General features: G+C 57.2%; 12 protein-coding genes, 6 tRNA genes and 3 rRNA genes (1 of these 21 running past the window's edge). All 21 read left to right on the top strand.

Annotated elements, in window-relative coordinates; genetic code table 11:
- Positions 1–160 (top strand): 16S ribosomal RNA (locus AC2T3R_RS02150) (it extends 1,377 nt beyond the left edge of the window).
- 77 nt (positions 161–237) lie between these two features.
- A tRNA-Ile gene (locus AC2T3R_RS02155) sits at positions 238–314 on the top strand.
- A 6-nt stretch (positions 315–320) separates the two neighbouring features.
- A tRNA-Ala gene (locus AC2T3R_RS02160) sits at positions 321–396 on the top strand.
- Positions 397–639: 243 nt separating this feature from the next.
- A 23S ribosomal RNA gene (locus AC2T3R_RS02165) occupies positions 640–3,531 on the top strand.
- 131 nt (positions 3,532–3,662) lie between these two features.
- Positions 3,663–3,778, top strand: a 5S ribosomal RNA gene (gene rrf, locus AC2T3R_RS02170).
- Together the 16S, 23S and 5S rRNA genes with 2 tRNA genes alongside form the textbook arrangement of a ribosomal RNA operon.
- A gap of 284 nt (positions 3,779–4,062) precedes the next feature.
- Positions 4,063–5,022 carry a bifunctional biotin--[acetyl-CoA-carboxylase] ligase/biotin operon repressor BirA gene (gene birA, locus AC2T3R_RS02175; RefSeq protein ID WP_486745262.1) on the top strand — a complete coding sequence of 320 codons (960 nt, stop codon included), beginning with the start codon at positions 4,063–4,065 and terminating at the stop codon, positions 5,020–5,022.
- A complete protein-coding gene (locus AC2T3R_RS02180) occupies positions 5,012–5,761 on the top strand; it encodes a pantothenate kinase (RefSeq protein ID WP_013970624.1) in 750 nt (249 codons plus the stop codon). Before birA ends, AC2T3R_RS02180 begins: the two co-directional genes overlap by 11 nt.
- 7 nt (positions 5,762–5,768) lie before the next feature.
- Positions 5,769–6,194: a hypothetical protein gene (locus AC2T3R_RS02185; protein ID WP_023662661.1), complete on the top strand. Its 426-nt coding sequence runs from the start codon at positions 5,769–5,771 to the stop codon at positions 6,192–6,194.
- 152 nt (positions 6,195–6,346) lie between these two features.
- Positions 6,347–6,430, top strand: a tRNA-Tyr gene (locus AC2T3R_RS02190).
- Positions 6,431–6,454: 24 nt separating this feature from the next.
- Positions 6,455–6,528: transfer RNA gene (locus tag AC2T3R_RS02195), tRNA-Gly, on the top strand.
- Between the two features lie 29 nt (positions 6,529–6,557).
- Positions 6,558–6,633: transfer RNA gene (locus AC2T3R_RS02200), tRNA-Thr, on the top strand.
- Between the two features lie 78 nt (positions 6,634–6,711).
- A complete protein-coding gene (gene tuf, locus AC2T3R_RS02205) occupies positions 6,712–7,905 on the top strand; it encodes an elongation factor Tu (RefSeq protein ID WP_013970626.1) in 1,194 nt (397 codons plus the stop codon).
- A 54-nt stretch (positions 7,906–7,959) separates the two neighbouring features.
- Positions 7,960–8,035: transfer RNA gene (locus AC2T3R_RS02210), tRNA-Trp, on the top strand.
- 44 nt (positions 8,036–8,079) lie between these two features.
- Positions 8,080–8,448 carry a preprotein translocase subunit SecE gene (gene secE / locus AC2T3R_RS02215; protein ID WP_003257081.1) on the top strand — a complete coding sequence of 123 codons (369 nt, stop codon included), beginning with the start codon at positions 8,080–8,082 and terminating at the stop codon, positions 8,446–8,448.
- A gap of 9 nt (positions 8,449–8,457) precedes the next feature.
- Complete coding sequence (gene nusG / locus AC2T3R_RS02220; protein ID WP_003255501.1) at positions 8,458–8,991, top strand: transcription termination/antitermination protein NusG; 534 nt, start codon at positions 8,458–8,460, stop codon at positions 8,989–8,991.
- A 119-nt stretch (positions 8,992–9,110) separates the two neighbouring features.
- Positions 9,111–9,542 carry a 50S ribosomal protein L11 gene (gene rplK, locus AC2T3R_RS02225; protein WP_003255500.1) on the top strand — a complete coding sequence of 144 codons (432 nt, stop codon included), beginning with the start codon at positions 9,111–9,113 and terminating at the stop codon, positions 9,540–9,542.
- Positions 9,542–10,237: a 50S ribosomal protein L1 gene (rplA, locus tag AC2T3R_RS02230; RefSeq protein WP_013970629.1), complete on the top strand. Its 696-nt coding sequence runs from the start codon at positions 9,542–9,544 to the stop codon at positions 10,235–10,237. Before rplK ends, rplA begins: the two co-directional genes overlap by 1 nt.
- 197 nt (positions 10,238–10,434) lie before the next feature.
- On the top strand, positions 10,435–10,935 hold the full coding sequence (gene rplJ / locus AC2T3R_RS02235; RefSeq protein WP_003257082.1) for a 50S ribosomal protein L10: 501 nt from the start codon (positions 10,435–10,437) through the stop codon (positions 10,933–10,935).
- A 78-nt stretch (positions 10,936–11,013) separates the two neighbouring features.
- Entirely contained in the window at positions 11,014–11,385 is a 372-nt protein-coding gene (gene rplL, locus AC2T3R_RS02240; RefSeq protein ID WP_013970630.1) for a 50S ribosomal protein L7/L12, read from the top strand.
- Between the two features lie 220 nt (positions 11,386–11,605).
- Positions 11,606–15,679 (top strand): DNA-directed RNA polymerase subunit beta, encoded by a 4,074-nt coding sequence (gene rpoB / locus AC2T3R_RS02245; protein WP_013970631.1) that lies wholly within the window; start codon positions 11,606–11,608, stop codon positions 15,677–15,679.
- A gap of 64 nt (positions 15,680–15,743) precedes the next feature.
- Positions 15,744–19,943: a DNA-directed RNA polymerase subunit beta' gene (rpoC, locus tag AC2T3R_RS02250; protein WP_410953387.1), complete on the top strand. Its 4,200-nt coding sequence runs from the start codon at positions 15,744–15,746 to the stop codon at positions 19,941–19,943.
- Positions 19,944–20,073 lie beyond the last annotated feature (130 nt).

The following is a 20,073-nucleotide window of genomic DNA, read 5'->3' on the forward strand; positions in this document are numbered from 1 at the left end:
CCGGGCCTTGTACACACCGCCCGTCACACCATGGGAGTGGGTTGCACCAGAAGTAGCTAGTCTAACCTTCGGGAGGACGGTTACCACGGTGTGATTCATGACTGGGGTGAAGTCGTAACAAGGTAGCCGTAGGGGAACCTGCGGCTGGATCACCTCCTTAATCGACGACATCAGCCTACTGATGAGCTCCCACACGAATTGCTTGATTCATGGTTGAAGACGATCAAGACCATATATAGGTCTGTAGCTCAGTTGGTTAGAGCGCACCCCTGATAAGGGTGAGGTCGGCAGTTCAAATCTGCCCAGACCTACCAATATGCGGGGCCATAGCTCAGCTGGGAGAGCGCCTGCCTTGCACGCAGGAGGTCAGCGGTTCGATCCCGCTTGGCTCCACCACTTTCGCCGTACGCAGTAGCTTGTCAGAACTTAGAAATGAACATTCAGCTCGAATGTTGATTTCTGACTTTTGTCAGATCGTTCTTTAAAAATTCGGATATGTGATAGATATAGACTGATGGCCAGTTTCACTGCTGGTTAATCAGGCTAAGGTAAAATTTGTGAGTTCTGCTCGAAAGAGCAACATGCGAATTTTCGGCGAATGTCGTCTTCACAGTATAACCAGATTGCTTGGGGTTATATGGTCAAGTGAAGAAGCGCATACGGTGGATGCCTTGGCAGTCAGAGGCGATGAAAGACGTGGTAGCCTGCGATAAGCTTTGGGGAGTCGGCAAACAGACTGTGATCCAGAGATCTCTGAATGGGGGAACCCACTCAGCACAAGCTGAGTATCTTGTACTGAATACATAGGTGCAAGAGGCGAACCAGGGGAACTGAAACATCTAAGTACCCTGAGGAAAAGAAATCAACCGAGATTCCCTTAGTAGTGGCGAGCGAACGGGGACCAGCCCTTAAGTTGATTTGAGATTAGTGGAACGCTCTGGAAAGTGCGGCCATAGTGGGTGATAGCCCCGTACACGAAAATCTCTTGTCAATGAAATCGAGTAGGACGGAGCACGAGAAACTTTGTCTGAATATGGGGGGACCATCCTCCAAGGCTAAATACTACTGACTGACCGATAGTGAACCAGTACCGTGAGGGAAAGGCGAAAAGAACCCCGGAGAGGGGAGTGAAATAGAACCTGAAACCGTATGCGTACAAGCAGTGGGAGCCTACTTTGTTAGGTGACTGCGTACCTTTTGTATAATGGGTCAGCGACTTATATTCAGTGGCGAGCTTAACCGAATAGGGGAGGCGTAGCGAAAGCGAGTCTTAATAGGGCGTTTAGTCGCTGGGTATAGACCCGAAACCGGGCGATCTATCCATGGGCAGGTTGAAGGTTAGGTAACACTGACTGGAGGACCGAACCGACTACCGTTGAAAAGTTAGCGGATGACCTGTGGATCGGAGTGAAAGGCTAATCAAGCTCGGAGATAGCTGGTTCTCCTCGAAAGCTATTTAGGTAGCGCCTCATGTATCACTCCAGGGGGTAGAGCACTGTTTCGGCTAGGGGGTCATCCCGACTTACCAAACCGATGCAAACTCCGAATACCTGGAAGTGCCGAGCATGGGAGACACACGGCGGGTGCTAACGTCCGTCGTGAAAAGGGAAACAACCCAGACCGTCAGCTAAGGTCCCAAAGTCATGGTTAAGTGGGAAACGATGTGGGAAGGCTTAGACAGCTAGGAGGTTGGCTTAGAAGCAGCCACCCTTTAAAGAAAGCGTAATAGCTCACTAGTCGAGTCGGCCTGCGCGGAAGATGTAACGGGGCTCAAACCATGCACCGAAGCTACGGGTGTCATCTTTGATGACGCGGTAGAGGAGCGTTCTGTAAGCCTGTGAAGGTGAGTTGAGAAGCTTGCTGGAGGTATCAGAAGTGCGAATGCTGACATGAGTAACGACAATGCGAGTGAAAAACTCGCACGCCGAAAGACCAAGGTTTCCTGCGCAACGTTAATCGACGCAGGGTTAGTCGGTCCCTAAGGCGAGGCTGAAAAGCGTAGTCGATGGAAAACAGGTTAATATTCCTGTACTTCCAGTTATTGCGATGGAGGGACGGAGAAGGTTAGGCCAGCCTGGCGTTGGTTGTCCAGGTTTAAGGTGGTAGGCTGGAATCTTAGGCAAATCCGGGATTTCAAGGCCGAGAGCTGATGACGAGTTGCCTTTAGGCGACGAAGTGGTTGATACCATGCTTCCAAGAAAAGCTCCTAAGCTTCAGATAACTGGGAACCGTACCCCAAACCGACACAGGTGGTTAGGTAGAGAATACCAAGGCGCTTGAGAGAACTCGGGTGAAGGAACTAGGCAAAATGGCACCGTAACTTCGGGAGAAGGTGCGCCGGCGAGGGTGAAGGACTTGCTCCGTAAGCCCATGCCGGTCGAAGATACCAGGCCGCTGCGACTGTTTATTAAAAACACAGCACTCTGCAAACACGAAAGTGGACGTATAGGGTGTGACGCCTGCCCGGTGCCGGAAGGTTAATTGATGGGGTTAGCGCAAGCGAAGCTCTTGATCGAAGCCCCGGTAAACGGCGGCCGTAACTATAACGGTCCTAAGGTAGCGAAATTCCTTGTCGGGTAAGTTCCGACCTGCACGAATGGCGTAACGATGGCGGCGCTGTCTCCACCCGAGACTCAGTGAAATTGAAATCGCTGTGAAGATGCAGTGTATCCGCGGCTAGACGGAAAGACCCCGTGAACCTTTACTATAGCTTTGCACTGGACTTTGAATTTGCTTGTGTAGGATAGGTGGGAGGCTTTGAAGTGGGGACGCCAGTTCTCATGGAGCCATCCTTGAAATACCACCCTGGCAACTTTGAGGTTCTAACTCAGGTCCGTTATCCGGATCGAGGACAGTGTATGGTGGGTAGTTTGACTGGGGCGGTCTCCTCCCAAAGAGTAACGGAGGAGTACGAAGGTGCGCTCAGACCGGTCGGAAATCGGTCGTAGAGTATAAAGGCAAAAGCGCGCTTGACTGCGAGACAAACACGTCGAGCAGGTACGAAAGTAGGTCTTAGTGATCCGGTGGTTCTGTATGGAAGGGCCATCGCTCAACGGATAAAAGGTACTCCGGGGATAACAGGCTGATACCGCCCAAGAGTTCATATCGACGGCGGTGTTTGGCACCTCGATGTCGGCTCATCACATCCTGGGGCTGAAGCCGGTCCCAAGGGTATGGCTGTTCGCCATTTAAAGTGGTACGCGAGCTGGGTTTAGAACGTCGTGAGACAGTTCGGTCCCTATCTGCCGTGGACGTTTGAGATTTGAGAGGGGCTGCTCCTAGTACGAGAGGACCGGAGTGGACGAACCTCTGGTGTTCCGGTTGTCACGCCAGTGGCATTGCCGGGTAGCTATGTTCGGAAGAGATAACCGCTGAAAGCATCTAAGCGGGAAACTTGCCTCAAGATGAGATCTCACTGGGATCTTGAATCCCCTGAAGGGCCGTCGAAGACTACGACGTTGATAGGTTGGGTGTGTAAGCGCTGTGAGGCGTTGAGCTAACCAATACTAATTGCCCGTGAGGCTTGACCATATAACACCCAAGCAATTTGCTAGCGCAGATTGCGGTGGTGAAGACGAAACAACCGAAAGTTCGCAACATCACAAATATCGCATATCCGAATTCGCTGGGCTGTCCATCTGGACATTCTGGCAACAGAATTTCTTGACGACCATAGAGCATTGGAACCACCTGATCCCATCCCGAACTCAGCAGTGAAACGATGCATCGCCGATGGTAGTGTGGGGTTTCCCCATGTGAGAGTAGGTCATCGTCAAGATTCATTTCGCAAAACCCCTATCTGCGCATGCAGGTAGGGGTTTTGTCTTTGTGGTGCAAAAATTCCCGGGCATACGCAGTCCCTGTGGGAGCGGGTTCACCCGCGAACACCGGCAAGGCCGGTGCCATCCACCGCGTCGCCTGCTTTGCGGCGAAAGCCCATAAGTGCGGCGGGGTCTTCAGGGTATGCTGCAGGATCCCCATCGCCTTGCCGGCGGGCCCTTTTCCTATGCAAGCCAACGGCCCATAGCTATCATGCCTGCCTTATTCCAAGTCGAGACTGGCATGCTGAAGTTGTTGAATCTCCTCAAGGATGGTCGGTTCCATTCCGGAGAAGCTCTGGGGGCGGCCCTCGGGGTAAGTCGCAGCGCCGTTTGGAAACAGCTGCAGCACCTGGAGAGCGAGCTGAACCTTAGTATTCACAAGGTTCGTGGGCGCGGCTATCAGCTGTCGGCGCCACTGGCTTTGCTCGATGCACATGCGATCTCCGAGTTTGCCGAAGGCGAGCATTGGCCCGTGTTCATCCACGAAAGCATCGACTCGACCAATGCCGAAGGCCTGCGGCTAGCCGGGGAAGGGCAGGTCGCTCCATTTCTGGTCCTGGCCGAGCGCCAGAGCGCCGGCCGGGGTCGTCGCGGTCGGCAGTGGGTCAGCCCGTTTGCCGAAAACCTGTATTACAGCCTGGTTCTCCGCGTAGATGGTGGCATGCGCCAGCTCGAGGGCTTGAGCCTGGTGGTGGGGTTGGCAGTAATGCGTACCCTGCAGGCTTTTGGGGTAAAGGATGTGGGGCTCAAATGGCCCAACGATGTCCTCGTACGCGGGCAAAAGATCACCGGTATCCTCCTGGAGTTGGTGGGCGACCCTGCAGATGTTTGTCATGTGGTGCTGGGTATCGGCATCAATGTGAACATGCAGACCAACGATCAGGTCGACCAGGTGTGGACCTCGATGCGTCGCGAAGTAGGTGCGGCAATCGATCGTAACCGGCTGGTAGCGTTGCTCAATCAGCAGTTGCAGCACGAATTGGCACGGCATCGTCGCTATGGGTTTGCCGCATTCCAGGAAGAATGGGAACAGGCGCACCTCTGGCAGGGGCGCAGTGTTTCTCTGGTTGCCGGTAGCATGCGTATTGATGGCGTGGTTCTTGGCGTCGACGGGCAGGGCGGCTTGCGCCTTGAGGTGGACGGGGTGGAGAAGAGCTTCAGTGGTGGTGAGCTCAGTTTGAGGTTGCGTGATGATTCTTGAGCTCGATTGCGGTAACAGCTTCATCAAATGGCGAGTAATCCATGTCGCTGATGCAGTGATTGAAAGCGGCGGTATCGTCGACTCCGATCAGGCGCTGGTGGCCGAAGTGGCTGCACTGGCTTCGGTGCGTCTCAGCGGTTGCCGCATTGTCAGTGTGCGCAGTGAGGAAGAAACCGATGCGCTTTGCGCGCTGATTGCCCAGGCGTTTGCCGTGCAGGCACGGGTGGCGCACCCGGCCCGGGAAATGGCGGGTGTGCGCAATGGCTATGACGATTACCAGCGCCTGGGCATGGACCGTTGGTTGGCGGCGCTGGGAGCCTTTCACTTGGCCAGGGGCGCCTGCCTGGTCATTGATCTGGGGACCGCTGCAAAAGCGGATTTCGTTGCGGCGGATGGCGAGCATCTGGGTGGCTACATCTGCCCGGGGATGCCATTGATGCGTAGCCAGTTGCGTACGCACACCCGGCGTATCCGTTATGACGATGCTTCCGCCGAGCGGGCATTGGCCAGTCTGGCGCCGGGACGCTCGACGGTCGAGGCGGTCGAGCGCGGTTGCGTGTTGATGCTTCAGGGTTTTGCGCGTACCCAGCTCGAACAGGCGCGTGCATTGTGGGGGGAGGATTTCACGGTGTTCCTCACAGGTGGCGATGCGCCGCTGGTAAAGGAGGCCGTCCCCCAGGCGCGTGTCGTGCCTGACCTGGTTTTCGTAGGCCTGGCCATGGCCTGCCCATTGGATTGAGGTGCCTATGCGTTGGTTGTTTCTGCTGTTACTGGTGCTTAACGTCTTCTATTACGTGTGGCACCAGCAGGAAGCCCCGCTGAAGGTCAAGGAAGTCGCGCCCTTGTCGCTGTACAAGGGCAATCAGCAAGAAATCCGCCTGTTGCGCGAAACAGGGGTGTCGGCACCGCCCAAGCGGCGGGACGAGTGCCTGGTGGTCGGTGGTGTGATGGGGCAGGGGCAGCTCGATGCGCTGCGTCAGCGTTTGGTGAGCTTGGATATTGCCACGCTGCCGGTGGTGGGGCAGCTGCCAGGGGCGGACGGTCGTTGGCTCAAGGTTGCCCCGGAAAGCGAGCGTTTGCTGGATCAAACCGTCCTTGCGACTCTTTCCAACGATTTCAAAGACTTAAAACACAAAATTATTTTCTGCCAGGGTATTGCAACTGGCGAATAGCTTGATAGAATGGCGCCCGCTTCACAGGGAACACCACTCAGGTGGCAGAACTGGAAGCAGTGTCAAAGCAGCTAAGTTTCAGATTTGATTGAAAAAATTTGAAAAAACGCTTGACACTAGGACGGCAGACAAATAGAATGCCGGCCACATCTGGAGGGATTCCCGAGCGGTCAAAGGGGACGGACTGTAAATCCGTTGCGAGAGCTTCGAAGGTTCGAATCCTTCTCCCTCCACCAGTTTTAGCGAGAGCCGCAAGCTCCGCGGGTATAGTTTAGTGGTAGAACCTCAGCCTTCCAAGCTGATGATGCGGGTTCGATTCCCGCTACCCGCTCCAAGTTTGCTGGATTTTGCACAAAGTGTTTCGCTCTTGTAGCTCAGTTGGTAGAGCACACCCTTGGTAAGGGTGAGGTCAGCGGTTCAAGTCCGCTCAAGAGCTCCATATAAACAAGGCAGATATGAAAATATCTGCCTTTGTTTTATCAGCGCAAGACTATTTCTTCTGCGGAGGATTGTATCGATGGCTAAGGAAAAGTTTGATCGTTCCCTTCCCCACGTTAACGTCGGCACTATCGGCCACGTTGACCACGGTAAGACCACTCTGACCGCAGCTCTGACTCGCGTCTGCTCCGAAGTTTTCGGTTCGGCAGTCGTTGAGTTCGACAAGATCGACTCGGCTCCGGAAGAAAAAGCGCGCGGTATCACCATCAACACCGCTCACGTCGAGTACAACTCGAACATTCGTCACTACGCTCACGTTGACTGCCCAGGTCACGCTGACTACGTGAAGAACATGATCACCGGTGCTGCTCAGATGGATGGCGCGATCCTGGTTTGCTCGGCCGCCGATGGTCCGATGCCACAAACCCGTGAGCACATCCTGCTGTCCCGTCAGGTAGGCGTACCTTACATCGTGGTCTTCCTGAACAAGGCTGACCTGGTAGACGACGCCGAGCTGCTGGAACTGGTCGAGATGGAAGTTCGCGACCTGCTGTCCACCTACGACTTCCCAGGCGACGACACCCCGATCATCATCGGTTCGGCTCGTATGGCCCTGGAAGGCAAAGACGACAACGAAATGGGTACTACCGCTGTCAAGAAGCTGGTAGAAACTCTGGATGCCTACATCCCTGAGCCAGTTCGTGCCGTTGACCAGCCGTTCCTGATGCCGATCGAAGACGTATTCTCGATCTCGGGTCGTGGTACCGTTGTTACCGGTCGTATCGAGCGTGGTATCGTCCGCGTTCAGGATCCGCTGGAAATCGTTGGTCTGCGTGACACCACCACCACCACCTGCACCGGTGTTGAGATGTTCCGCAAGCTGCTGGATGAAGGCCGTGCTGGTGAGAACTGCGGCGTTCTGCTGCGTGGTACCAAGCGTGACGACGTTGAGCGTGGCCAGGTTCTGGTCAAGCCAGGTTCGGTCAAGCCGCACACCAAGTTCACTGCAGAAGTCTACGTTCTGTCGAAGGAAGAAGGCGGTCGTCACACTCCGTTCTTCAAAGGCTACCGTCCTCAGTTCTACTTCCGTACCACTGACGTGACCGGTAACTGCGAACTGCCGGAAGGCGTTGAAATGGTAATGCCAGGTGACAACATTCAGATGACTGTCACCCTGATCAAGACCATCGCAATGGAAGACGGTCTGCGCTTCGCTATCCGTGAAGGCGGTCGTACCGTCGGCGCCGGCGTCGTAGCAAAAATTATTGAATAAGTAGTTGATTTACTTGATCAGGCCGGTATAATGGCCGGCCTGATACAGCGTTACAGGTCAGTAGCTCAATTGGCAGAGCGACGGTCTCCAAAACCGTAGGTTGGGGGTTCGATTCCCTCCTGACCTGCCATTTCACCTCGGTGTGATGGCTTTCTTCTCACAGGATCCTCCTCGATGACTCCCAAAACTGAAGCCCAAGAATCGCGTTTTGATCTGTTCAAGTGGCTGGCTGTAGTGGCTTTGGTGGTTGTCGGTGTAGTGGGTAACCAGTATTACTCCGCCTCTCCGATCCTGTATCGCGTCCTTGCACTTCTCGTCCTGGCTGCTGTCGCGGGCTTTGTAGCTCTGCAGACTGCGAAGGGCAAGTCGTTCTTTGCGCTGGCGAAGGAAGCTCGTACCGAGATTCGTAAAGTCGTGTGGCCGACCCGCCAGGAAACCACCCAGACCACGCTGATTGTCGTGGCTGTCGTGCTGGTTATGGCACTGCTGCTGTGGGGTCTTGATTCCCTGCTCGGCTGGGCGGTCTCCTTGATCGTTGGCTAAAGGTGTCCCGTGGCTAAGCGTTGGTATGTTGTGCATGCTTACTCGGGTTACGAGAAGCATGTAATGCGCTCCCTGATCGAGCGCGTCAAGCTGGCTGGCATGGAAGACGGTTTCGGCGAGATCCTGGTCCCGACCGAAGAAGTCGTCGAAATGCGCAACGGCCAGAAGCGCAAGAGTGAGCGTAAATTCTTCCCTGGCTATGTACTGGTCCAGATGGAGATGAACGAAGGGACTTGGCACTTGGTCAAGGACACCCCTCGTGTGATGGGCTTTATTGGCGGCACCGCAGACAAGCCTGCGCCGATCACCGATAAAGAAGCAGAGGCTATCCTGCGTCGCGTTGCCGACGGTAGCGATAAGCCGAAGCCGAAGACGCTGTTCGAGCCGGGTGAAGTGGTTCGAGTCATTGACGGTCCGTTCGCTGACTTCAATGGTAGTGTCGAAGAGGTTAACTACGAAAAGAGTCGCCTGCAGGTAGCGGTGCTCATTTTCGGTCGCTCTACTCCGGTGGAGCTCGAGTTCAGCCAGGTCGAAAAGGTCTAGGCGGACGAAGCATCCCATACCCCGCAGCCCTGTGTGCTGCGGGGTTTTGTCGTCACTGGGATAAAACGCAAGTCATCCGGGGAGCCAACAGGCGTTCGTACCCGATTTTGGAGTAGCTCATGGCTAAGAAGATTCAGGCTTACATCAAGCTGCAAGTTAAGGCCGGCCAGGCCAACCCAAGCCCACCCGTTGGTCCAGCACTGGGTCAACACGGTGTGAACATCATGGAATTCTGCAAGGCCTTCAACGCCCGTACCCAGGGTCAAGAAGCCGGCCTGCCGACTCCTGTGATCATCACTGTCTACAGCGACCGTAGCTTCACCTTCGAGACCAAGAGCACCCCTGCCTCGGTTCTGCTGAAGAAAGCTGCTGGCCTGACCAGTGGTTCGGCTCGCCCGAACACCGTTAAAGTCGGTACCGTTACCCGTGCTCAGCTGGAAGACATCGCCAAAGCTAAACAGGCTGATCTGACTGCCGCTGACCTGGACGCTGCTGTACGCACCATCGCTGGCTCTGCCCGCAGCATGGGCCTGAACGTGGAGGGTGTGTAATGGCTAAGCTGACCAAACGCCAAAAGGCAATCGCCGAGAAAATCGAAGCAGGCAAGGCCTACAACTTCGAAGAAGCGGCCACTCTGCTGGCTTCGCTGCCGGCTGCCAAGTTCGTAGAATCCTACGACATCGCCGTTAACCTCGGTGTTGACCCGCGTAAATCCGACCAGGTCGTACGTAGCGCTACCGTGCTGCCGCACGGCACTGGCAAGACCGTTCGCGTTGCTGTCTTCACCCAGGGTCCAGCTGCTGAAGCCGCTCTGGCTGCCGGCGCTGACCGCGTAGGTATGGACGATCTGGCTGCCGAAATGAAAGGCGGCGACCTGAACTATGACGTCGTTATCGCATCGCCTGATGCCATGCGCGTTGTAGGTCAGCTGGGTCAGGTTCTGGGTCCTCGCGGCCTGATGCCTAACCCGAAAGTTGGTACCGTGACCCCAGACGTAGCCGGCGCCGTCAAGAACGCCAAGGCTGGTCAGGTTCGCTACCGTACCGACAAGAACGGTATCATCCACACCTCCGTTGGCAAGGTCGGCTTCGAAGCCGGCAAGCTGAAGGAAAACGTTGAAGCCCTGATCGCTGATCTGAAGCGTATCAAGCCAGCTTCCTCGAAAGGTATCTACGTCAAGCGCGTTACCCTGAGCACCACCATGGGCCCAGGTCTGGTCATCGATCAGAGCTCGCTGAACGTGTAAGAACATGGTGGCGCGACCTGTCGCGCCACCAGCAAAAATTGGGGTCCCTGCCTGGCGGGGGCTATCCAAGACCGTAGGCGGCGCAAGCCTTAAAACACCAGCCCACGCAGATGGTGCTCCCGATTCGTTACCGAATCAGACACCAAAACGACATCCGGCCTCGGCCAGATGAAACGGTAAAAACCAGGAGTAAACCCGTGGCAATTAAACTCGAAGACAAGAAGGCCATCGTCGCTGAAGTCAACGAGGCTGCCAAAGTCGCTCTGTCCGCTGTCGTGGCTGATGCCCGTGGTGTGACTGTAGGCGCAATGACCGGACTCCGTAAAGAGGCCCGCGAAGCTGGCGTTTACGTACGTGTCGTACGTAACACCCTGCTGAAGCGCGCTGTTGAAGGCACCGAATTCTCGATCCTCAACGACGCGTTCAAAGGCCCGACCCTGATTGCTTTCTCCAACGAACACCCGGGCGCTGCTGCTCGTCTGTTCAAAGAGTTCGCCAAGGGTCAGGACAAGTTCGAGATCAAGGCAGCTGCGTTCGACGGCAAGTTCCTTGCCGCTAACCAGATCGACGTGCTGGCAACCCTGCCAACTCGCGACGAGGCTATCGCACAGCTGATGAGCGTAATCCAAGGTGCAACCAGCAAGCTGGCTCGTACCCTGGCAGCTCTGCGCGACCAGAAAGAAGCTGCTGCTGCCTAAGGCACGCGCAACTCTTTCAAAATCATACGTTTAATTTGATGGCTGCGTAGGCTGTCACCCCAATACAGGATTGAAGTCATGTCTCTGACTAACGAGCAAATCATCGAAGCAATCGGCCAGAAAACTGTTCTGGAAATTGTTGAACTGATCAAAGCGATGGAAGAAACCTTCGGCGTTACCGCTGCTGCCGCTGTTGCCGCTGGCCCAGCTGCTGGCGCTGCTGCCGCTGTTGAAGAGCAGACCGAGTTCAACGTCGTTCTGACCGAAGCTGGCGACAAGAAAGTAAACGTGATCAAGGCCGTTCGTGAACTGACCGGTCTGGGCCTGAAAGAAGCCAAAGAGAAAGTCGACGGCGCTCCTCAGGTTATCGCTGAAGGCGTTTCGAAAGAAGCCGCTGAAGACGCGAAGAAGAAGCTGGAAGAAGCTGGCGCTAAAGTCGAGCTGAAGTAATCTCGACCTTGCGACTCCAGTCCGAGCGTTGAGCGAAGGGCTGATGGCTGGTGGCTTATGCCACCGGCCTTTTTCCGTTATTGGTGGCCGGTCAGGCCGGCCCCGATAACAAGCTGCAAGACACCCATGTGGGTGGCGCAAACCAAGGGGTTTGCACGATTTTCTGGCTGCTCCCGCCGGGAGAAGCCAAACAAGCAGGTGACCAAGCTGGGGAACGCTGATGGCTTACTCATACACTGAGAAAAAACGTATCCGCAAGGACTTTAGCAAGTTGCCGGACGTCATGGATGTGCCTTACCTCCTGGCCATCCAGCTGGATTCGTATCGCGAATTCCTGCAAGCGGGAGCATCCAAGGATCAGTTCCGCGACGTCGGCCTGCACGCGGCCTTCAAATCGGTATTCCCGATCATCAGCTACTCCGGCAATGCTGCCCTGGAGTACGTAGGCTATCGCCTGGGCGAACCCGCCTTCGATGTGAAGGAATGTGTCCTGCGTGGCGTGACCTTCGCGGTCCCACTGCGGGTCAAGGTGCGCCTGATCATCTTCGACAAGGAGTCGTCGAACAAAGCGATCAAGGACATCAAAGAGCAAGAAGTCTACATGGGTGAAATCCCCCTGATGACTGAGAACGGTACCTTCGTTATCAACGGTACCGAGCGTGTGATCGTTTCCCAGCTGCACCGTTCGCCTGGTGTGTTCTTCGACCACGACCGTGGCAAGACTCACAGCTCCGGCAAGCTGCTGTACTCCGCTCGCATCATCCCGTACCGCGGCTCCTGGCTGGACTTCGAGTTCGACCCGAAGGACTGCGTGTTCGTACGTATCGACCGTCGCCGCAAACTGCCGGCCTCGGTGCTGCTGCGTGCCCTGGGTTACAGCACTGAAGAAGTGCTGAATACCTTCTACACCACCAACGTGTTCCACATTTCCGGCGAGAAACTCAGCCTGGAACTGGTACCGCAGCGTTTGCGTGGTGAGGTTGCAGTCATGGATATCCATGACGAAACCGGCAAAGTCATCGTCGAGCAGGGCCGCCGTATTACCGCGCGCCACATCAACCAGCTCGAGAAGGCCGGCGTCAAGCAGCTGGACGTTCCTATGGAATACGTCCTGGGCCGCACTACCGCCAAGGCCATCGTGCATCCGGCTACCGGCGAGATCCTGGCCGAATGCAACACCGAGATGACCACCGAACTGCTGATCAAGGTCGCCAAGGCACAGGTCGTCCGTATCGAGACCCTGTACACCAACGACATCGATTGCGGTCCGTTCATCTCCGATACCCTGAAGATCGACACCACCAGCAACCAGCTGGAAGCCCTGGTCGAGATCTACCGCATGATGCGTCCTGGCGAGCCGCCAACCAAGGATGCTGCCGAGACCCTGTTCAACAACCTGTTCTTCAGCGCCGAGCGTTACGACCTGTCCGCCGTTGGCCGCATGAAGTTCAACCGTCGTATCGGTCGTACCGAGATCGAAGGTTCGGGCGTGCTGAGCAAGGAAGATATCGTCGAGGTTCTGAAGACCCTGGTCGACATCCGTAACGGCAAAGGCATCGTCGACGACATCGACCACCTGGGTAACCGTCGTGTACGTTGCGTTGGTGAGATGGCCGAGAACCAGTTCCGCGTTGGCCTGGTGCGTGTTGAGCGCGCGGTCAAGGAACGCCTGTCGATGGCGGAAAGCGAAGGCTTGATGCCGCAAGACCTGATCAACGCCAAGCCGGTTGCGGCAGCGGTGAAAGAGTTCTTCGGTTCCAGCCAGCTGTCCCAGTTCATGGACCAGAACAACCCGCTCTCCGAGATCACCCACAAGCGCCGCGTCTCCGCACTCGGCCCAGGCGGTCTGACCCGTGAGCGTGCCGGCTTCGAAGTCCGTGACGTACACCCGACCCACTACGGCCGTGTGTGCCCGATCGAGACCCCAGAAGGTCCGAACATCGGTCTGATCAACTCCCTGGCAGCCTATGCCCGCACCAACCAGTACGGCTTCCTGGAAAGCCCGTACCGCGTGGTGAAGGAAGGCGTGGTCAGCGACGACATCGTGTTCCTGTCGGCCATTGAAGAAGCGGATCACGTCATCGCCCAGGCTTCGGCCGCGATGAACGAGAAGAAGCAACTGATCGATGAGCTGGTAGCTGTTCGTCACCTGAACGAATTCACCGTCAAGGCGCCGGAAGACGTCACCCTGATGGACGTTTCGCCGAAGCAGGTTGTTTCCGTCGCTGCGTCGTTGATTCCGTTCCTCGAGCACGACGACGCCAACCGTGCATTGATGGGTTCCAACATGCAGCGTCAGGCTGTACCGACCCTGCGCGCCGACAAGCCGCTGGTAGGTACCGGCATGGAGCGCAACGTTGCCCGTGACTCCGGTGTCTGCGTGGTTGCTCGCCGCGGTGGTGTGATCGACTCGGTCGACGCCAGCCGTATCGTTGTTCGCGTTGCCGACGACGAAGTGGAAACCGGCGAAGCAGGTGTGGATATCTACAACCTGACCAAGTACACCCGTTCGAACCAGAACACCTGCATCAACCAGCGTCCGCTGGTGAGCAAGGGTGACAAGGTTCAGCGTGGCGACATCATGGCCGACGGCCCGTCCACCGACATGGGTGAACTGGCACTGGGTCAGAACATGCGCATCGCGTTCATGGCGTGGAACGGCTTCAACTTCGAAGACTCCATCTGCCTGTCCGAGCGTGTGGTTCAGGAAGACCGCTTCACCACCATCCACATCCAGGAACTGACCTGTGTGGCGCGTGACACCAAGCTTGGCCCAGAGGAAATCACTGCGGACATCCCGAACGTGGGTGAAGCCGCACTGAACAAGCTGGACGAAGCCGGTATCGTCTACGTGGGTGCCGAAGTCGGCGCTGGCGACATCCTGGTCGGCAAGGTAACGCCAAAAGGCGAAACCCAGCTGACTCCGGAAGAAAAACTGCTGCGCGCAATCTTCGGTGAGAAGGCCAGCGACGTTAAGGACACCTCCCTGCGCGTGCCAACCGGCACCAAGGGTACCGTCATCGACGTACAGGTCTTCACCCGTGATGGCGTCGAGCGCGACAGTCGCGCCCTGGCCATCGAGAAGATGCAGCTGGACGAGATCCGCAAGGACCTCAATGAAGAGTTCCGCATCGTCGAAGGTGCAACCTTCGAGCGTCTGCGTTCTGCTCTGAACGGCCAGGTGGTCGACGGTGGCGCGGGCCTGAAGAAAGGCACCGTGATCACTGACGAAGTGCTGGATGGTCTGGAGCACGGGCAGTGGTTCAAACTGCGCATGGCCGAAGATGCACTGAACGAGCAGCTGGAAAAGGCTCAGCAGTACATCGTCGATCGTCGCCGTCTGCTGGACGACAAGTTCGAAGACAAGAAGCGCAAGCTGCAGCAGGGTGATGACCTGGCACCGGGCGTACTGAAGATCGTTAAGGTTTACCTGGCAATCCGCCGTCGCATCCAGCCGGGTGACAAGATGGCCGGTCGTCACGGTAACAAGGGTGTGGTCTCGGTAATCATGCCGGTCGAAGACATGCCGCACGACGCCAACGGTACTCCGGTCGATGTCGTACTGAACCCGCTGGGTGTACCTTCGCGTATGAACGTCGGTCAGATCCTCGAAACCCACCTGGGCCTGGCGGCCAAGGGTCTGGGCGAGAAGATCGACCGCATGATCGAAGAGCAGCGCAAGGCCGCTGAACTGCGCGTGTTCCTGACCGAGGTCTACAACGAGATCGGCGGTCGCCAGGAAAACCTGGACGAGTTCACCGACGAAGAGATCCTGGCCCTGGCCCACAACCTGAAGAAGGGCGTGCCAATGGCTACCCCGGTCTTCGATGGTGCCAAGGAGCGCGAGATCAAGGCCATGCTGAAGCTGGCCGACCTGCCAGAGAGCGGCCAGATGGTGCTGTTCGATGGCCGTACCGGCAACAAGTTCGAGCGTCCTGTGACCGTTGGTTACATGTACATGCTCAAGCTGAACCACTTGGTGGACGACAAGATGCACGCGCGTTCCACTGGTTCCTACAGCCTGGTTACCCAGCAGCCGCTGGGTGGTAAGGCGCAGTTCGGTGGTCAGCGTTTCGGGGAGATGGAAGTGTGGGCGCTGGAAGCATACGGCGCGGCATACACCCTGCAAGAAATGCTCACAGTGAAGTCGGACGACGTGAACGGCCGTACCAAGATGTACAAGAACATCGTGGATGGCGATCACCGTATGGAGCCGGGCATGCCCGAGTCCTTCAACGTGTTGATCAAAGAGATCCGTTCGCTCGGTATCGATATCGATCTGGAAACCGAATAACACGTGACGCGAAGGGGAGTGGGGCAGGTAATGCCCGCTCCCTGCTCCGCCAGGAGGAAAGGCCTTGAAAGACCTACTGAATTTGCTGAAAAACCAGGGTCAAGTCGAAGAGTTCGACGCCATCCGCATCGGTCTGGCGTCGCCTGAAATGATCCGTTCGTGGTCGTTCGGTGAAGTTAAGAAGCCGGAAACCATCAACTACCGTACGTTCAAACCTGAGCGTGACGGCCTGTTCTGCGCCAAGATCTTTGGCCCAGTCAAGGACTACGAGTGCCTGTGCGGCAAGTACAAGCGCCTCAAGCATCGCGGCGTGATCTGCGAGAAGTGCGGCGTTGAAGTTGCCCTGGCAAAAGTTCGTCGTGAGCGCATGGCGCACATCGAACTGGCCTCTCCGGTTGCCCACATCTGGTTCCTGAAGTCGCTGCCGTCCCGTATCGGCCTGCTGATGGACATGACCCTGCGTGACATCGAGCGCGTGCTCTACTTCGAGAGCTACGTCGTTATCGACCCGGGCATGACCACCCTGGAAAAAGGCCAGCTGCTGAACGACGAGCAGTACTTCGAAGCGCTGGAAGAGTTCGGTGATGACTTCGACGCCCGCATGGGTGCCGAGGCTGTCCGCGAACTGCTGCACGCTATCGACCTGGAGCACGAGATCGGTCGCCTGCGCGAAGAGATTCCGCAGACCAACTCGGAAACCAAGATCAAGAAGTTGTCCAAGCGCCTGAAGCTGATGGAAGCGTTCCAGGGTTCGGGCAACCTGCCTGAGTGGATGGTCCTGACCGTCCTGCCAGTGCTGCCGCCGGATCTGCGTCCGCTGGTACCGCTGGATGGCGGCCGCTTCGCGACCTCCGACCTGAACGACCTGTATCGTCGGGTGATCAACCGTAACAACCGTCTGAAGCGCCTGCTGGATCTGTCGGCGCCGGACATCATCGTGCGCAACGAAAAGCGCATGCTGCAGGAAGCGGTCGACGCCCTGCTGGACAACGGCCGTCGCGGTCGCGCCATCACTGGCTCGAACAAGCGTCCGCTGAAGTCCCTGGCCGACATGATCAAAGGTAAGCAAGGTCGCTTCCGTCAGAACCTGCTCGGTAAGCGTGTGGACTACTCTGGCCGTTCGGTAATTACCGTAGGCCCGACCCTGCGTCTGCACCAGTGCGGTCTGCCGAAGAAGATGGCCCTCGAGCTGTTCAAACCGTTCATTTTCGGCAAGCTGGAAATGCGTGGTCTGGCGACCACCATCAAGGCTGCCAAGAAGATGGTCGAGCGCGAGCTGCCAGAGGTGTGGGACGTACTCGCCGAGGTGATCCGCGAACACCCCGTGCTGCTCAACCGTGCACCGACCCTGCACCGTCTGGGTATCCAGGCATTTGAACCGGTTCTGATCGAAGGTAAGGCTATCCAGCTGCACCCGCTGGTCTGCGCCGCGTACAACGCCGACTTCGACGGTGACCAGATGGCCGTTCACGTGCCGCTGACCCTGGAAGCCCAGCTCGAAGCGCGCGCGCTGATGATGTCGACCAACAACATCCTGTCGCCAGCCAACGGTGAGCCAATCATCGTTCCGTCGCAGGACGTGGTACTGGGTCTGTACTACATGACCCGTGAGGCCATCAACGCCAAGGGCGAAGGTCGCGTGTTCGCCGACCTGCAGGAAGTCGACCGCGTATTCCGCGCCGGCGAGGCTGCCCTGCACGCGAAAATCAAGGTTCGTATCAACGAAACCGTGAAAGAGCGTGACGGTTCCGTGGTCAAGAACACCCGCATCGTCGACACCACCGTCGGCCGTGCGCTGCTGTTCCAGGTTGTACCGGCAGGTCTGCCCTACGACGTGGTCAACCAGCCGATGAAGAAGAAGGCGATCTCCAAGCTGATCAACCAGTGCTACCGCGTGGTTGGTCTGAAAGAGACCGTAATCTTTGCTGACCAGCTGATGTACACCGGTTTCGCTTACTCGACCATTTCCGGCGTTTCGATTGGTGTTAACGACTTCGTTATCCCGGACGAGAAAGCTCGCATCATCGGTACCGCTACCGACGAAGTGAAGGAAATCGAGAGCCAGTACGCCTCCGGCCTGGTAACCCAGGGCGAGAAGTACAACAAGGTCATCGACTTGTGGTCGAAGGCGAACGACGAAGTGTCCAAGGCGATGATGGCCAACCTCTCGAAAGAGAAGGTCATCGATCGCGAAGGCAAGGAAGTCGAGCAAGAGTCCTTCAACTCGATGTACATGATGGCTGACTCCGGTGCGCGGGGTTCCGCAGCCCAGATCCGTCAGCTGGCCGGTATGCGTGGCCTGATGGCCAAGCCGGACGGCTCCATCATCGAGACGCCGATCACTGCGAACTTCCGTGAAGGTCTGAGCGTTTTGCAGTACTTCATTTCGACCCACGGTGCTCGTAAGGGTCTGGCGGATACCGCACTGAAGACTGCGAACTCCGGTTACCTGACTCGTCGTCTGGTAGACGTTGCCCAGGATCTGGTGGTTACCGAGATCGACTGCGGTACCGACCAGGGTCTGCTGATGACTCCGCACATCGAAGGCGGCGACGTTGTAGAGCCGCTGGGTGAGCGCGTACTGGGTCGTGTGATCGCCCGTGACGTGTTCAAGCCAGGCACCGAGGACGTCATCGTTCCGGCCGGTACCTTGGTCGACGAGAAGTGGGTCGAGTTCATCGAGCTGAACAGCATCGACGAAGTGATCGTGCGTTCGCCGATCAACTGCGAAACCCGCTACGGCATTTGCGCCAAGTGCTACGGCCGTGACCTGGCTCGCGGTCACCAGGTGAACATCGGTGAAGCTGTCGGCGTTATCGCCGCCCAGTCGATCGGTGAGCCGGGTACCCAGCTGACCATGCGTACGTTCCACATCGGTGGTGCTGCAAGCCGTACCTCGGCTGCCGACAGCGTCCAGGTGAAGAACGGCGGTATGGTGCGTCTGCACAACCTGAAGCAGGTAGAACGTGCCGATGGCAACCTGGTTGCCGTATCGCGTTCGGGCGAGTTGGCCATTGCCGACGAGTTCGGTCGTGAGCGTGAGCGCTACAAGCTGCCTTATGGTGCGGTAATTTCGGTCAAGGAAGGTGAAAAGGTCGAAGCTGGCGCCATCGTCGCCAAGTGGGACCCGCACACCCACCCGATCGTTACCGAGCTGAAAGGTACCGTGACCTTCGTGGGCATGGAAGAAAACATCACCATCAAGCGTCAGACCGATGAGCTGACCGGTTTGACCAACATTGAAGTACTGGACGTCAAGGATCGCCCTGCGGCAGGCAAGGAAATCCGTCCGGCAATCAAGATGGTCGACGCCGCTGGCAAGGACCTGTACCTGCCAGGTACCGACGTACCTGCCCAGTACTTCCTGCCGGCCAACGCCCTCGTCGGCGTGGCTGACGGTGCCCAGATCGGTGTTGGTGACGTTATCGCGCGTATCCCGCAAGAAACGTCGAAGACCCGTGACATCACCGGTGGTCTGCCGCGCGTTGCCGACCTGTTCGAAGCGCGCCGTCCGAAAGAGGCCTCGATTCTGGCTGAAGTCAGCGGCACCATCGCGTTCGGCAAGGAGACCAAGGGCAAGCGTCGTCTGGTCATCACCCCGACCGACGGTAGCGATCCGTACGAAGAGCTGATTCCGAAGTGGCGCCACCTCAACGTCTTCGAAGGCGAACAGGTAAACCGCGGCGAAGTTATCTCCGACGGCCCGAGCGATCCGCACGACATCCTGCGTCTGCTGGGTGTGAGCGCGCTGGCTAAGTACATCGTCAACGAGATCCAGGACGTTTACCGTCTGCAAGGCGTTAAGATCAACGACAAGCACATCGAGACCATCCTGCGTCAGATGCTGCGCAAGGTCGAGATCACCGAGTCGGGTGACTCCAGCTTCATCAAGGGCGACCAGATGGAACTGACCCAAGTACTGGTAGAGAACGAGCGTCTCGCCAGCGAGGACAAGTTCATCTCCAAGTTCTCCCGCGTGCTGCTGGGTATCACCAAGGCCTCGCTGTCGACCGAGTCGTTCATCTCCGCGGCTTCCTTCCAGGAAACCACCCGCGTACTGACCGAAGCGGCGGTAACCGGCAAGCGCGACTACCTGCGCGGCCTGAAAGAGAACGTGGTCGTGGGTCGTCTGATTCCGGCCGGTACTGGTCTGGCCTACCACAGCGAGCGTAAGCGTCGCCGTGATGCCGACAAGCCGCTGCGTGTGAGCGCCAGTGAGGTGGAAGCCGCACTGACCGAAGCGCTGAACTCCAGCGGTAACTAAGTACAGGGCAGGGCCCCGGCAAGCCCCGGGCGATCAGCGGCGACATGAAATGTTGCCGATGATCGGGCGGGGAGGGCCGGGGCCTCGTCTTGACTGGGTGCAAGATCCTCTTTAGACTTTTGTACCCTTA

The sequence above is a fragment of the Pseudomonas sp. PVC-5-1 genome (genome assembly GCF_057444345.1).

Excerpts from the sequence above, each read along its gene's own strand:
- birA (WP_486745262.1), top strand. The coding sequence starts at position 4,063 with ATGCTGAAGTTGTTGAATCTCCTCAAGGATGGTCGGTTCCATTCCGGA.
- secE (WP_003257081.1), top strand. The coding sequence starts at position 8,080 with ATGACTCCCAAAACTGAAGCCCAAGAATCGCGTTTTGATCTGTTCAAG.
- rplK (WP_003255500.1), top strand. The coding sequence starts at position 9,111 with ATGGCTAAGAAGATTCAGGCTTACATCAAGCTGCAAGTTAAGGCCGGC.
- rplA (WP_013970629.1), top strand. The coding sequence starts at position 9,542 with ATGGCTAAGCTGACCAAACGCCAAAAGGCAATCGCCGAGAAAATCGAA.
- AC2T3R_RS02185 (WP_023662661.1), top strand. The coding sequence starts at position 5,769 with ATGCGTTGGTTGTTTCTGCTGTTACTGGTGCTTAACGTCTTCTATTAC.
- AC2T3R_RS02180 (WP_013970624.1), top strand. The coding sequence starts at position 5,012 with ATGATTCTTGAGCTCGATTGCGGTAACAGCTTCATCAAATGGCGAGTA.
- rplL (WP_013970630.1), top strand. The coding sequence starts at position 11,014 with ATGTCTCTGACTAACGAGCAAATCATCGAAGCAATCGGCCAGAAAACT.
- tuf (WP_013970626.1), top strand. The coding sequence starts at position 6,712 with ATGGCTAAGGAAAAGTTTGATCGTTCCCTTCCCCACGTTAACGTCGGC.
- rpoB (WP_013970631.1), top strand. The coding sequence starts at position 11,606 with ATGGCTTACTCATACACTGAGAAAAAACGTATCCGCAAGGACTTTAGC.